The organism is Leeuwenhoekiella sp. LLG6367-2.1 (genome assembly GCF_045055775.1).
GTDB classification, from domain to species: domain Bacteria; phylum Bacteroidota; class Bacteroidia; order Flavobacteriales; family Flavobacteriaceae; genus Leeuwenhoekiella; species Leeuwenhoekiella aequorea.
This window is the reverse complement of sequence record NZ_CP159331.1, coordinates 2,072,855-2,087,643: the sequence shown is the minus strand read 5'-3', so window position 1 is coordinate 2,087,643 and position 14,789 is coordinate 2,072,855. Positions and strand designations below refer to the sequence as shown.

Annotated in this window: 15 protein-coding genes; 10 read left to right on the top strand and 5 right to left on the bottom strand. The window is 34.1% G+C overall.

Features of this window, described 5'->3' with window-relative positions; all coding sequences use genetic code 11:
• The first annotated feature begins 148 nt into the window (after positions 1–148).
• On the top strand, positions 149–1,186 hold the full coding sequence (locus tag ABVM53_RS09495; RefSeq protein WP_405325519.1) for a serine hydrolase domain-containing protein: 1,038 nt from the start codon (positions 149–151) through the stop codon (positions 1,184–1,186).
• Positions 1,187–1,215: 29 nt separating this feature from the next.
• On the opposite strand, the gene ABVM53_RS09490 is transcribed toward ABVM53_RS09495, so the two are convergent.
• Positions 1,216–1,527 carry a winged helix-turn-helix transcriptional regulator gene (locus ABVM53_RS09490; protein WP_405325516.1) on the bottom strand — a complete coding sequence of 104 codons (312 nt, stop codon included), beginning with the start codon at positions 1,525–1,527 and terminating at the stop codon, positions 1,216–1,218.
• 118 nt (positions 1,528–1,645) lie between these two features.
• On the opposite strand from ABVM53_RS09490, the gene ABVM53_RS09485 reads away from it, so the two are divergent.
• The 5 genes from ABVM53_RS09485 (at position 1,646) to rlmF (ending at position 7,039) form a co-directional block, all read left to right on the top strand.
• A complete protein-coding gene (locus ABVM53_RS09485) occupies positions 1,646–2,158 on the top strand; it encodes a VOC family protein (RefSeq protein ID WP_371455011.1) in 513 nt (170 codons plus the stop codon).
• 163 nt (positions 2,159–2,321) lie between these two features.
• The gene (locus tag ABVM53_RS09480; protein WP_128756538.1) at positions 2,322–2,699 is read left to right on the top strand and encodes a PH domain-containing protein; all 378 of its coding nucleotides are present in this window, start codon (positions 2,322–2,324) and stop codon (positions 2,697–2,699) included.
• Positions 2,700–2,730: 31 nt separating this feature from the next.
• Complete coding sequence (locus tag ABVM53_RS09475) at positions 2,731–3,492, top strand: FkbM family methyltransferase (RefSeq protein ID WP_405325513.1); 762 nt, start codon at positions 2,731–2,733, stop codon at positions 3,490–3,492.
• Between the two features lie 82 nt (positions 3,493–3,574).
• Positions 3,575–5,974, top strand: coding sequence for an erythromycin esterase family protein (locus ABVM53_RS09470; RefSeq protein ID WP_405325510.1), 2,400 nt, complete (start codon positions 3,575–3,577; stop codon positions 5,972–5,974).
• Between the two features lie 147 nt (positions 5,975–6,121).
• Positions 6,122–7,039, top strand: coding sequence for a 23S rRNA (adenine(1618)-N(6))-methyltransferase RlmF (gene rlmF / locus ABVM53_RS09465; RefSeq protein ID WP_405325507.1), 918 nt, complete (start codon positions 6,122–6,124; stop codon positions 7,037–7,039).
• 79 nt (positions 7,040–7,118) lie between these two features.
• Here rlmF and katG read toward each other — a convergent pair whose 3' ends face one another.
• Positions 7,119–9,359: a catalase/peroxidase HPI gene (gene katG / locus ABVM53_RS09460; protein WP_405325504.1), complete on the bottom strand. Its 2,241-nt coding sequence runs from the start codon at positions 9,357–9,359 to the stop codon at positions 7,119–7,121.
• 428 nt (positions 9,360–9,787) lie between these two features.
• Between katG and ABVM53_RS09455 the strand changes: the two genes are divergently transcribed.
• Positions 9,788–10,282, top strand: coding sequence for a nuclear transport factor 2 family protein (locus ABVM53_RS09455; RefSeq protein WP_405325501.1), 495 nt, complete (start codon positions 9,788–9,790; stop codon positions 10,280–10,282).
• Between the two features lie 101 nt (positions 10,283–10,383).
• On the opposite strand, the gene ABVM53_RS09450 is transcribed toward ABVM53_RS09455, so the two are convergent.
• Both ABVM53_RS09450 and ABVM53_RS09445 read right to left on the bottom strand, forming a co-directional pair.
• Positions 10,384–10,719, bottom strand: a complete 336-nt coding sequence (locus ABVM53_RS09450; RefSeq protein ID WP_405325498.1) for a tRNA-binding protein — start codon at positions 10,717–10,719, stop codon at positions 10,384–10,386.
• Positions 10,719–11,024, bottom strand: coding sequence for a phosphoribosylpyrophosphate synthetase (locus ABVM53_RS09445; RefSeq protein ID WP_371455018.1), 306 nt, complete (start codon positions 11,022–11,024; stop codon positions 10,719–10,721). The genes ABVM53_RS09450 and ABVM53_RS09445 overlap by 1 nt, the downstream gene beginning before the upstream one ends.
• Positions 11,025–11,153: 129 nt before the next feature.
• Here ABVM53_RS09445 and ABVM53_RS09440 point away from each other — a divergent pair, with 129 nt between their 5' ends.
• Genes ABVM53_RS09440 through ABVM53_RS09430 form a run of 3 tightly spaced genes read left to right on the top strand, consistent with a single transcriptional unit; the run spans position 11,154 to position 14,191 of the window.
• On the top strand, positions 11,154–11,714 hold the full coding sequence (locus ABVM53_RS09440; protein WP_405325494.1) for a thioredoxin family protein: 561 nt from the start codon (positions 11,154–11,156) through the stop codon (positions 11,712–11,714).
• A 3-nt stretch (positions 11,715–11,717) separates the two neighbouring features.
• Positions 11,718–12,383 carry a uracil-DNA glycosylase family protein gene (locus ABVM53_RS09435; RefSeq protein ID WP_405325491.1) on the top strand — a complete coding sequence of 222 codons (666 nt, stop codon included), beginning with the start codon at positions 11,718–11,720 and terminating at the stop codon, positions 12,381–12,383.
• A 53-nt stretch (positions 12,384–12,436) separates the two neighbouring features.
• Positions 12,437–14,191, top strand: a complete 1,755-nt coding sequence (locus ABVM53_RS09430) for a M14 family metallopeptidase (RefSeq protein ID WP_405325488.1) — start codon at positions 12,437–12,439, stop codon at positions 14,189–14,191.
• Here the strand turns inward: ABVM53_RS09430 and ABVM53_RS09425 are convergent.
• Complete coding sequence (locus ABVM53_RS09425; protein ID WP_405325484.1) at positions 14,162–14,785, bottom strand: NUDIX hydrolase; 624 nt, start codon at positions 14,783–14,785, stop codon at positions 14,162–14,164. The two genes, ABVM53_RS09430 and ABVM53_RS09425, sit on opposite strands and share 30 nt — an antisense overlap.
• Positions 14,786–14,789: the final 4 nt, after the last annotated feature.

The following is a 14,789-nucleotide window of genomic DNA, read 5'->3' as shown; positions in this document are numbered from 1 at the left end:
TCTTATTATTTATGAAGATTATTAACCTAAATTAAATTTTGTAGTCTTCCGATTTAGCATCTGATTATTTTACAGACAATCATTTATCAGTTCGCTTGATTTTGAATTCATTAAATTAGCAGAATCTAACATGTTTCTCCTTTAGAAAATGAATAAAGAACAATTAAAAAAAATATTTAGAATCCTCTTTATCGCTGCAAGTATAGGTTCTTTATACTTTGTGCCCTGGATTTTAGTAAAAGCGTGGATACTTCCTCTCCCCGATACCGTACAAGAACAACTGGATGAGGCACTAGATTACGGTTTTGACGGTATGATCGTATATATAGATCAAGGTGATAAAGCACCTGAATTTTATGCTGCTGGTTGGCACGACCGAAAAAACAAAATACCTGCAAATCCTAAAGCCTTATTTAAAATTGCGAGTATCACAAAACTTTATGTAGCCGTAGCTACAACAAAATTAGTTAAGGCAAATCGTTTATCATTAGATAAAACATTAGCCGAATACTTCCCTGAACTAGCCGACCGAATAGAAAATTCTAATGAAATCACTTTACGGATGATGTTACAACACCGCAGTGGTATTCCTAACTTTGTAGATCATCCCGATTATTATATCAATCCGCCTACGAGCAAGGAAGAAACTCTTAACTATGCCTTAGATTTACCGGCAGATTTTGACCCCGATACAGACTACGGATATTCAAATACAAACTACATGTTGATTTCAGATCTTATTGACAAAACAGTAGGATATAGTCATAAGCAGTTCATCAAGGAAGAAATTTTAATTCCACTCAATCTTACAAATACGTATGGATCTATTCAGGATATAGACATCGCTGATTTGATGAGTGGGTACTATGTAGGAATTGAAGAAGATTTAAAAACCGAAGAAACCGGGTTAATGATAGCCACGGCAGAAGACGTGGGTATTTTTATAAGAGCATTAAATGATGGGTCTGTATTTGAAGCGGGCGAACAAGAAATTTACACCAGTATTTATGAGTTTGAGCACACGGGTTTACTTCCGGGTTATCAAAGTATTGCAAAATATCATGAAGATATTGATACCATTATTATCCAATTTAATAATACCACCGATTTCAATGGTTATGAATGGAATTTAGCAGAGATCAGTTATGGCAGAATCTTAAAAATTGTAGAGCGCAGAGATCATTAAGTAATTATCTAGACATATTAATACTAAAGCTATTTTTTCAAATCTTCTAACCCCCATTGATCTAAGGCTTTTAAAATAGACTCTAAAGATTTGCCGCGTACAGTTAAATCATATTCGACCTTTGGGGGAACTACAGGAAATACTTTCCTAGCAATTAAACCATCTTTTTCTAATTCGCGAACGGTCTGCGTAAACATCTTATTCGATATTTCAGGTACTTTTTTCTGTAACATTCCAGAACGTAATGGACCTTCAAGTAAATGAAACAAAACCAAAGGCTTCCACTTACTCCCTATTAAATTCATCGTATAATTTAGCGGACAATAATTATCTTTATTCATTGGCTATTCTAATCGGCTGCTTTTCAGCAATTCACTCGTTTTGGTCACTATACTACTTTTAGGTAAGTTATTGTTATTAAAGCAAATATATACTTATTTTGTAGTCTAAAACAAGATTATGAAGACAACTAAAAATTATCCGAAAGCATTTTCTCACATAGGAATTACGGTACCAGATATACAGAAAGCAGTAGCGTTTTATTCTGAAGTTATGGGATGGTATACTATTATGGAACCTTCTCTAGTAAAGAAAGAAAAAGATACTGCTATTGGGCAAATGTGTATTGATGTATTTGGGGATGACTGGGAAACTTTTGAAATCGCTCATTTAGCAACTTCAGACGGCGTGGGTATTGAATTGTTTTCATTTCCTAACGGCGTAAAAGAAGCTCCAGAATTTAACCCGTTCAATACTGGTCTTTTTCACTTCTGTGTTCAGGATCCTAATATTGAAGAATTAATAGAGAAGATAGTTTCTTACGGCGGAAAACAACGTATGCCTATTCGTGAATATTACCCAGAAGACAAGCCCTTTAAAATGTGTTACGTAGAAGATCCCTTTGGGATTGTATTTGAGATTTATACGCACTCTTATGAATTAACGTATTCATCAGGAGCCTACTCCAAATAAGACTATTTGTGTAAAGTATAGAACTGCAGTTTCGTAATCGATTCTGCAGTTTTTTAGTTTTTATGATATCCTTCTGGAAAACTAAAGACCTAATCGCTAGATTTACAAAGCAACGTCACAAGCGTTATGTCGAGTTATTAAAAGAATTTTAAATAAAAATAAAATGGGATTATTTAATAATATACTGGGTAACGCCAGTGAAGTATCATCTGAAGAACTTACTCAAAAATACGGTCGGTTACTTATTGAAACGGAAACTGTAGAGCTGGGTTTTAAACTATTCCGCGATGTATTTATGTTTACAAATAAACGTTTAATCCTTATAGACGTACAAGGTTTAACCGGAAGTAAAATGGAATATAAGTCTTTGCCTTATAAAAATATATCAAGATTTTCACTAGAGACTGCAGGAACCTTTGACCTGGATGCCGAATTAAAAATCTGGATCTCGAGTGAAGATATGCCATCGGTTTCTAAAAAATTTAATAAAAGTATAGATGTATATGCAGTTCAGCGCTTACTAGCGCAGAAAGTGATGTGATTTTAATTTAAAATACTTTTAATAAAGCATCGTGATAAATATCAAAAGACTGGTTAAAAAACTTTTTAGACGCTTCGGTTTAAAAATTATTAAGACTGAAACTAAAAATTACAGCGATCAAAATCCATTTTTGACGCAATATAATTTATTAGAAAATCCGGAAGAAGAGGTCATAATCTTTGATGTGGGAGCTTATGTAGGCGAGGTTACCAGTTTTTACAAATCCTTATTTCCTAACGCAATAATTCATAGTTTTGAGCCTTTTAAAGAATCGTTTGACCAGCTAAAAGCTAATACGACAGGTGATGCTAAAATTAGTTTAGTAAACAAAGCATTAAGCAACAATAGCGATAAAGTACTGTTTAACAGCAACTCATTTGCGCAAACAAACTCTTTGTTAGATTCAGACCCTAATGCTAAAAAAACGTGGTCTGAAGGACTCTTTGATACCCGTGAAAAAGTTAGCATAGAAACAATTACGTTAGATGATTATGTAGAAGCTAACACCATCAAAACACTAGACATTTTAAAGATGGATGTACAGGGAGGCGAGTTTAAAGTATTTCAGGGCGCTTCAAAAACCTTATCTCAAAAACAAATCAAAATGATTTATACAGAGATAAGTATCATGCCAAGCTATCAAGACCAGCCTCAGTTTGATGAAATTCTAAGTTTGCTTCGTTCGTATGGGTTTCAATTATATAATCTATACGGAAATTCTACTACCGAGAAAGGGCAACTTCGCCAGGTTGATGCTCTTTTTATATTAAAAGACCTGATTGAAGAAAAATAATTTGAGAACATTATAAAAGCTTCTAAAATTAAGATTTAGCATTATTTTTTAACTCAAAGTCAGCTACAAAAACTTTTTAGAAATGATGAAAAAAATTTTAATTCTTACCGCGATACTTGTTCTTTCATTTACAAATGCACAAGAACTCAAAACGGTAAAACTCCTCCCTCCTGAATCAAAAGATCTAAGTGATTTAGCATTTCTTAAAGAAGAACTACAGGGAAAAGAACTGGTGATGCTGGGAGAGTACACCCACATGTACGGCAATATATTTGAGATGAAAGCCCGGGTTGTAGAATACCTGCATCAGGAATTAGGTTACACAACATTTGCCATTGAATCTCCTATGTATGATATCTGGAAAATGAATCAGAAAGGTTTTGATAAAACCGAATTTAACGAGGCAATTTGGGGAGTCTGGTCTAGTTCTAAAGAGTTTCAAAGACTCGTAAACTACATTGAAGAAAATAATCTTAAAGTTATAGGCTTTGACTCTCAGATTATAAACAGTTCGTCCTTTATTGAAGATTTTTTCGATTACTGCGACAATCAAAATATTGTTATAAAATTAGATGAAGATGATATGGGTATTATCATCGAAGGTATATTAGAAAATGTAACAGTAGAAGAAGATGATATTCACTATAAAATTTACGAAAAGGAGATTAAACGAATTATTAAGCAAATAGAAAGACTAGAGAATAACAATTTGAATTTCTATTGGTCCCAATTTATTAAAAGTCTCTTAGCTTGCACTCAAGATGCTTATTATAACAAAGAAGAAATTCTAACTACTGATTTAGGCAATAAAAACCATAATATAAGGGATGAACAAATGGCCGATAATCTTTTAAGTTACATCCATAGAAATCCAAGTGAAAAAATTATCTGCTGGGCAGACAATATTCATATCATAAAAGATAATTCAAGTATAGATAAGCTAATTGCAAGAGATTTTGTTTCCATGGGTTCTTATATTCATCAAGAACTAAAAGAGAAAGCATATAGTCTAGCAACAATACATGCAAACGACTCCCTTTTAGATTTAGGTACAAATAAGTGGCATCTTACACCTATAAAAAGCAATTCATTCGAATATGAATTGAAAGGTTTTAATAAACCCTTCTTGTTCGTGTCTTCCAACCAGGAAGCAATGCAATCAACAAAATTTACAAGGTTGTTGAACTTTGTTGATTTTACAAAAGCCCGAATAGATCAATTATACGATGGTTACATCTTCTTTGAAAAAGCATCATTACCGAAACGAGAAACTATATCAGATAGCATTACCCAGTTCAGTGAGTCAGTTGACGTCAATAAAAAGATAGATCCAATTAAAGCAGGTGAAAAGGTCATACTGAAAGGTCAGCTTCTTGATAAAGAAAGTAATCATCCTATTCCATTTGCCACCTTAATATTAAAAAAGGAAGAAATCTATAGAGTTGCAGATGAAAATGGTTTTTATGAGTTGCTGGTTAAAAATTCATTGATTGAGAGTTCAGAAGTTACTATTTCATCAATAGGTTATGAAAACAAAACCATTTTACTAAGCGATCTGCAAAGTAAAACTTATATAAAACCCAAATTTGAGAGACTTGAAGAGGTACTTATTACCGGTTATTTATCACCAAAAACTGTATTAAAAAAAGCTATTTCAAAAAGAAAATTAAATCATCCCACAGAACCTTTTAATTTTCACAGATACGGCAATGTTTTAATAAATAAAAATGACACGACAGTACTGGATCTAGAGGTGATCACCAAGGACTATGATGATGGCTATTTGTCACCATTTATAATAACTCAAAGGGTTGAACAAATTAAATGGAATAAAAATATTCACCCTAAAAAATATAAATACTCCTCCCAGTTTTTTGCTTATAGGCAAAATGCTATTCGTTATGCCAACATTTTACACAAGAGAAAATATAAGAAATTTAAACTAAGCTTTGTGAAATCAGATAATACTGAAGATTACGGTCAGTATATAATTTCATTTGAGACAAAAAGAAATAAATGGAATTATACTAACAGAGGATATCCTACAACCTATTCAGGTAGAGTATATATCGATAAGGCGAGTTTTGGTATAGTAAAAGTAGTTGAGAATTGGGAAACAACGTTAGATTCTCATGAAATAGAAAAATATTTTAAGGGATATCAAGACTATAAAAATATTTTAAGAACTACAATTAAGGAAGAAAACATCTGCTACTATTCAGATGTTTTAGACGATGGTAAATTTTACGCTACTAGATATTTTAATCGATCATATAACGAAACTCTAAACAAGGAAAACAAAAGAGAGAATAGTGTTTTAGAAATGGATTCTTATTTATATGATTTTCAACTAAAAGACGTTGAAGAAATAGAATATTATGAATACAACAACAAAAAGGAAAACTCTTTATACCGGGTATCATACTCTCAAAGTTTTTGGGATACATTTTATGAAGAAAAACTGCCGTTGCTTTTAAATTAAATAAATCAAGAAATACGAGAGGAGTTATTTTCCGTATTAATTAGAACAATGGCTATCATATATTATTTATCACCTCACTCTATTATTCCATAACAAGAAGATGAAGGTATGAGTATCTTCGCACCTTAGCCACTTAACTAATTATATATGTCTAGATCTAAAAAAACGCCTATAAAATCAACTCTACATGCACGCAATCGCAACCGTGAACCGTATGATTTAAAAGCTCTTGTAAATGTAGTTCCTGAGTTAGGAAATCATATAAAACCTAATAAGTATGGCGCAGAATCTATTGATTTTGCAAGTGCTGAAGCTGTAAAATTACTCAATCAGGCTTTACTTAATCATTATTACGGAATAGAAAAATGGGATTTTCCTGATGCTAATCTGTGCCCACCTATACCGGGACGCGCAGATTATTTACACGCTATTGCAGATTTGTTAAGTGAAGGCACAGGCGAACTTAAAAAAGGTAGTCAAATCAAAGGACTTGACATAGGTACAGGAGCAAGTTTGATTTACCCTATTCTGGGTGTTACCGAATATGACTGGAGTTTCATAGCTACTGATATTGATGCAAAATCTATTGCTTCCGCAGAAAAAATTATTGAAGCTAACGATTCCTTAAAAGGTAAAATTGAATTGCGATTACAAAAAAATGCAGACAGTATTTTTAATGGTATTCTCAATCCTGATGATAAAATTGATTTTACCATGTGCAACCCACCCTTTCACGCATCGCAAGAAGATGCTTTGAGAGGTACCCGTAGAAAAACAAAAAATCTTACAGGATCTACAAACTCCAAACCAGAGTTGAATTTTGCAGGTATAAGCAATGAATTAATCACAGAAGGTGGTGAGGTAGAGTTTATTAAAATAATGATTAAACAAAGTAAAACGAGAGGCACACAATGCAGATGGTTTACGACTTTAGTCTCTAAACAAGATAATTTGAAGAGTATTTACAAGCAGCTTAGAAAAGCAGAGGTAAACGTATTAAAGACCATCCCACTAGGAACCGGGAATAAATCAAGCCGTATTGTAGCCTGGTCTTTTCAGGAATAGTTTTAAAAAATTTTAGTTAGTATCAAAAAAAAAGGGTAGCCAACTGGCTACCCTTTTTATCTTAACACTATTTTACTTATTAGTAACGATCTAAGTTCATTACTTTATCCCAAGCCTTCACAAAATCTTTTACAAATTTTTCTCTTGCATCGTCTGCAGCATACGCTTCAGCAAGGGCTCTTAGTTCACTGTTAGAACCAAAAATTAAATCTGCTCTGGTTCCTGTATATTTCACTTCGCCAGTTCTGCGATCACTACCTACAAATATTGCATCTGAATCTGAAGTTGCTTTCCATGTAATCCCTAGATCTGTAATTGATACTAAGAAATCATTAGAAAGAGTTCCCGGCTTATCTGTAAATACTCCTTTATTTGAACCGTCAAAATTTGTATTTAAAACACGCATACCGGCAACTAAAACAGTCATTTCAGGAGCTGTAAGAGTTAGTAAGTTTGCTTTATCTACTAACAATTCTTCAGCAGTAACCTTTACTCCTTCTTTTAGATAATTTCTAAATCCATCTGCAATAGGTTCTAATGCTTCAAAAGCCTCTACATCTGTTTGCTCTGCAGAAGCATCTGCTCTACCTGCTCTAAATGGTACAGAAATCGAGTAACCTGCATCACTAGCCGCTTTCTCCACTGCTGCTGAACCCGCAAGAACTATAAGATCTGCTAAAGAGACTTTCTTATTTCCACCTTGTGAATTATTGAAATCATTCTGAATTCTCTCCAGAGTTTCTAAAACTGATTTTAATTGCTGTGGATTATTTACTTCCCAATTATTTTGAGGAGCTAATCGTACACGAGCACCATTTGCACCACCACGCTTATCTGAACCTCTAAAAGTAGATGCAGAAGCCCAAGCTGTAGAAATAAATTCTGAAAGATTGTGACCACTAGTTAATATAGAAGATTTTAATCCTGCAATATCATCATCATTCACAAGCTCATAATCAACAGCAGGAATAGGATCTTGCCAAATCAATTCTTCCTGAGGAACTTCTGGTCCTAAGTAACGTTCTTTTGGTCCCATATCACGGTGAGTAAGCTTAAACCATGCACGGCTATATGCATCTGCAAACTCTTGTGGATTCTTATGAAAATTTCTTGATATTTTTTCATATTCAGGATCCATTTTCAAAGAAAGGTCTGTAGTCAACATAAATGGAGCATGTTTCTTGTCTGGATCGTGTGCATCTGGCACCGTACCTGCTCCACCATCATTAACTGGTTTCCACTGGTGCGCTCCAGCCGGACTCTTAGTTAATTCCCATTCATAACCAAATAGGTTATTAAAATAAGTATGACTCCATTGTACCGGAGTATCTGTCCACGCTCCTTCAAGACCACTTGTAATGGTATCTGCTCCTTTTCCTGAACCGTATCGGTTATTCCAACCCATACTCTGTGACTCAATACCAGCTGCTGCAGGTTCTGCATCTACATAAACAGCAGGATCTGCGGCACCGTGAGTTTTTCCGAATGTATGACCACCAGCGATTAGTGCTACAGTTTCATAATCATTCATAGCCATACGGCCAAACGTTTCACGTATGTACTGAGCAGCCTCAACTGGATCAGGATTACCATTATGTCCTTCTGGGTTAACATATATAAGACCCATATGCGCAGCACCTAATGGCTTTTCTAAATCTCCACCTGCATAACGATCTTCATTACCTAACCACTCAGACTCTGCTCCCCAATATACTTCTTCAGGTTCCCAAACGTCTTCACGACCACCGGCAAAACCAAACATTTCAAGGCCCATTGATTCGTGAGCAACATTACCTGTTAAGATTAATAAATCTGCCCAAGATAATTTTTTACCATATTTCTTTTTAATAGGCCATAATAGTAATCTAGCCTTATCTAAGTTTGCGTTATCTGGCCAACTGTTTAATGGTGCAAAACGTTGTTGTGCAGTACCTGCTCCACCTCTACCATCTTGAATACGGTAAGTACCAGCACTGTGCCAAGCCATACGGATGAAAAACGGACCATAATGACCGTAATCTGCCGGCCACCAATCTTGACTATCTGTCATTAAATGACGTAAATCTTCCTTTACAGCCTCCATATCTAGAGACTTAAATTCTTCTGCATAATTAAAATCAGGATCCATTGGATTGGTAAGCTCTGAATTTTGACGCAGTACACTTAATTTTAACTGATTTGGCCACCAATCGCGATTTGTAGTACCTCCTCCAGTTGTATGATGCATTTCACCATTTAAAAAAGGACATTTTGCTTCTGATTCATTCACATCCCAGACTTTCCCGTCTGTACCATGATCATGATTATTTTGATTTTCCATAATAGATTGAATTTTTACTTTTAGAGAATGTAAAGAACTTTAATTAAAGCCTGAAAAAGGCATAGTTTTAATTTATACTTTTTATGTTTAGATAGCTAAATCTTATACTGACTAGAACTTATATAAAATATATGAATTAAAATAATTACTAGTTATCCAGCTATATTTATCGTTTTATTAAATTTTGATACTTGATCCTCTACAATATCCAGTAAATTAAGAAAAAATCAAAAAATTTAGATCATCTTATCTTTAAGTTTTCATTTAGTGAGGATTAAAATTCATTTTTAGGACAATAGTATTTGTCACACATCATAACGTCACAGATACAAGTCTATAATTTTTTTAATCCTATTCATAGGTAGCTAATTGAAAATAAAAGAATTATTTAAATAAGTTGTCGCATCTTTAGTAATTAATACAACTCCATGCATCCAAACGAAGAACTGCTTAACACCTTCTACAAATCATTTAAAGATCATAATCCCAAAGAAATGACCGCATGTTATGGCAAAAATATTACGTTTACTGATCCCGCTTTTGGTCATATTAAGGGAGATCGGGTTCGTGCGATGTGGCACATGCTCATTGAACGTGGAGGAGATGACTTAACTATAAAGTATGAAGATATTCAGGCAGATGATTATACCGGTAGTGCAAAATGGGTAGCGACATATTATTTTGGACCCAATCGTAGAAAAGTTGTTAATCACGTAGTAGGCACATTTTATTTTCAGAATGGAAAAATTCTCCAACATACAGATCATTTCGATTTATGGAAATGGTCGAGACAAGCCTTAGGAGTAAAAGGTATCTTATTAGGATGGAGCGATTATATGAAACTTAAAATTCAGCAGGAGTCAAGTAAAAAACTATCTCTCTATTTACAGAAAATGAGAACTTTTGAAAATACACAGCTTTAATTGTAAATAAATTTATCGCCTCCCGTTAACTAAAAAATCTCAAATACGTTAAAAACGCATTTGAGATTTTTTTGGATATTAGTCAGTATTTAGTGAAATTTTCAACCAATTCGTAGACCATTCTTTACAGGCATATCCGGACTAAGTAAAGTTACGTCAGACTTATCAACTGCACCTAGTATGAGACACTCGCTCATAAAATTTGCAATTTGTTTTTTAGGAAAATTTACTACAGCAATTATCTGTTTTCCCACGAGTTTAGTGCGGTCATATTGAGTAGTAATTTGTGCTGAAGTTTTTAAAATACCTATTTCTTCACCAAAATCGATTTGCAATTGGTACGCCGGTTTTTTTGCTTCAGGGAAATCACTAACAGTAAGTATTGTACCTACCCGCATTTCAATGCGTTCAAATTCTGACCATTTGAGATCACTCATTAATATTCGATCTTCAGTTTCTGAATCATTTCTTGAGATATTTGACCACTATAGGCGCCATAAGCATCAACAAGTAACCCTTTTTCTCCACTTTTTGTATTAATTACATAAAGCACACTATTATCTCCCGGATTTGTCATTCCTTCAAACCTGAAAGACTCTTCTACTTCTATCTGCTCTGCATTCCAGGTTTTTTTAAGATGTTTTGACTCAATTCCTTCATCTACCAGATTAAAATCTGTATCGTACCCTTTAGCTTTTAAAGCTTCTATTGCTACTGAAAGCGAACTATATGTATTTTTCATAATTATTGGATTTAGATTAAAGTTACGAAGGTGTAGTAATGCCCCCAAATAATTAAAACAACTTTAGTATTTGTAACTTTACAATACTTACGCTACTAATAGGTTTATAGCTTCAATCAAAAATAAAAAATGGCAAGAACTCAATCAAATATGCTTCCGTTAGGGACAATAGCTCCATTCTTTTCTTTGCTAAATCCGCTTACTAATAAATATGTCTCTCTTACAGATTGTGTGGGAGAACGAGGAACCGTGGTGATGTTTATTTGTAATCACTGTCCTTTTGTAAAGCACGTTAATGATGAGATTGTGCGTATTGCAAATGACTACCGCGTGCTTGGGTTTGGCTTTGTTGCGATAAGCAGTAATGATGTAGACAAATATCCCGAAGACAGTCCGTGGCTTATGCGTGATACATCTCACAAATATAATTTTCCGTTCCCATACTTATATGATGAAAGTCAGGAAATAGCAAAAGCATATGATGCGGCGTGTACTCCAGATTTCTATTTGTTTGATAATGCATTAAAATTAGTTTACAGAGGCCAGCTCGACGATTCTAGACCTGGAAACGGAATTCCTGTAAATGGTAGAGATTTTAGAGAAGCGTTAGATAATATATTCAACAACCGTAAACAAAGTGATGTTCAAAAACCCAGTATAGGATGCGGTATTAAATGGAAGAATCTGTAGTAAATGTTTGAACATATTCATCCTTACGCACCATTTAATATAGAAGAGGCTACAAAACTCATCGTAGGTACATTACCTCCTCCCCGATTTACTACTGGCAAACTCCTAAAAGATGATGTAGATTTTTGCTACGGCAGCAAAAATGGGATGCTATGGCCCATTCTGGATCAAATATTTTCTCTCAATCTTAAATATGACAATTCGCAATTTGCAATAGATCAGCGCTTAAATTTTTTGAAGAAACATAAAATAGGTGTTTGTGATATAGTAGCATCAGCGCGGCGGGAAAAAATAGACGCTTCTGATCTGGGGATGCAGCAAGTAGAACTTAGAGACTTAATAACTATTCTTAAAAAACATACCCAAATCAACACCTTATTATTTACGGGAGGTAATAGTAAAAATGGTCCTGAATATTTTTTTCGCCGCCAGGCAAAAGAAAATGGAATTAAGCTTCAGATTATTTCTGCAGAAGTACCCCGAATATACAGTTTTAAAATTGCCGGGAGAATTGTTAAAACAGTCTCTTTGACTGCTCCTTCTGGAGCTGCGAATCGTGCGATAGGTAGTATGAAATCTTATCAGCTTCAAAAGGATATAAATCCGCAATACACAACATTCGATTTTAGAGTGAATCAATATAAACCCTACTTTTCTGAGGATTACTAGACCAGTTTTGATTCAATAAAATTTTTACGTTTAATCTTTCAATAATTTCCAAGATGAAAATTTACACACTCAGCTTAATTCTCCTAATCTTTACTGCTTGTGCAGAAAAACCAAAACCTGAAGATTTTGATCTGGAAACTCAATTTGAAAAAAGTAATGGTACACAAACTCCAACCTATACAGAGGTAATAAAATATTATAAAAATCTTGATTCTGCTTACGTATCTATAAAAACCTATGAAATAGGCACAACTGATAGTGGGCTACCGCTAACACTTGTAACCTATAATCCAAATCGGAGTTTAGAATCAGAATTTTCAGAAAATGAAAATGCCCTGCGTATACTTATTAATAATGGTATTCATCCTGGAGAACCAGACGGCATTGATGCAACTATGATGATGATGCGGGATCTGGCAAATGGTAAATTAGAAACTCCCGAAAATATCTGGGTAGGCGCTATAGCAGTTTATAATATAGGAGGAGCCCTTAATAGAAACAGCACAAGCAGAACTAATCAAAATGGCCCTGAAGAATATGGTTTTAGAGGCAATGCGCGTAATTATGATTTAAATCGCGATTTTATAAAAGCAGATACTAAAAATGCACGCAGTTTTGCAGAAGTCTACCATCTTATTAATCCAGATGTACTTATAGACAACCACGTAAGTAATGGAGCCGATTATCAATATGTTTTAACTCATTTATTTACTCAACATAATAAGCTAGGAGGTAAATTAGGGTCGTATTTAAATACTGAATTGCATCCTAATCTTGAAAATTCATTAGAATCAAAAGGGTGGCCAATCACTCCCTATGTAAATGTTTTTAACGAAGTACCCGAAATAGGCTTTAGTCAGTTCATGGATTACCCAAGATATTCTACAGGTTATTCTACCTTATGGAATACGCTGGGTATGATGGTAGAAACACACATGCTAAAACCCTATAAACCTCGGGTAGAAGGAACTTATGAGTTAATGAAATCTATGCTGGAACTTACCTCTAGAGACGCAAAAAAAATTAAGCATATGCGTACTGAAATTGACTCTCTTTATAAAAGCGGAAGTCTAACCAATACATTCTATACTACGCAATACACTATAGACAGTTCTCAAACGACTACACTTCAATTTAAGGGATATGAAGGTGAAAAAATAAAGAGTGCCGTAACTGGATTTGAGCGTTTAAAATATAACAGGGAAAAACCCTTTACTAAGGAGGTAGCTTATTATAATAATATGATGCCAACAGATAGCGTAAAAATTCCTGCTGCCTATATAGTTCCTGCCGGGCAACATCTTATAATTAATAGACTTAAAGAAAATAAAATCGCATATACTACATTTAAAAAGGATAGCATCTTACAAGCCACGGTTTACCATATTAAGGATTATAATACACGTAATTCTCCCTATGAAGGGCACTATTTACACTCGAACACAAATGTCTCAAAGAGTATAGAAAACATCGATGTAAAAGCGGGAGATTTACTGATATATACTGCTCAATCTGGTCTGCGTTATTTACTAGAAACATTAGAACCTACGGCGGTAGATTCATTTTTTAATTGGAATTATTTTGATACGATTTTACAACAGAAAGAGGGCTTTTCACCGTATGTATGGGAAGATAAAGCGCTAGAAATACTTAATACAGATGTAACCCTGAAAAGAGAATTTGAATCGAAAAAAATGAATGATAGCGATTTTAGTAATAACTGGTATGCTCAACTAGAATGGCTTCATCAAAAATCAGAAAATTCGGAAGAGGCCTATTTACGCTACCCGATCTTTAGGATTGAGTAGTAAATACTCTTTAGGAAAAAGTAGCTTTATATTTTCATAGGATTTTGAAAGCGCTTTTTGAGATTTTTCAAAATTCTTCCAACGTACTTTTTTGATACCTTCAGATGGTTGTGGCTCGAGATCACCATCGTAAGTCGTTGTCATTTTATACCAGTATGTTTCTTTAAGCTTAAATTTATTGTTTCTCTTAAAGATGTGATAGGTCGTTGTGATAAGATCGCCAAGTACAAGATCTCTACAACCTGTTTCCTCTTCTACTTCGCGTATTGCACAAGCTTCGATAGATTCGTTTTTCTCTAATTTCCCTTTAGGCAAATCCCATTTACCGTTACGCTTGATAAATAAAATTTCTGAATTTTTATTGTAAACCATTCCTCCTCCCGCAATAACCACGGGAAGTTTTTTCTTTAGGAACTTAAGGAGTTTTTCGCCTTTAGGATGGTACAAATTTATGTAGGTAAGCTGTCCAAGATTTACTTGTTTAATAATGCTTTTAATTTTTGCACGTTTTAAAGGAATTGATGTGTAATTTGCGCCAATATACTTTTCAGTAGAAAGTATAATGGGCACATCATTTACAAAAACTTTATACATTTGT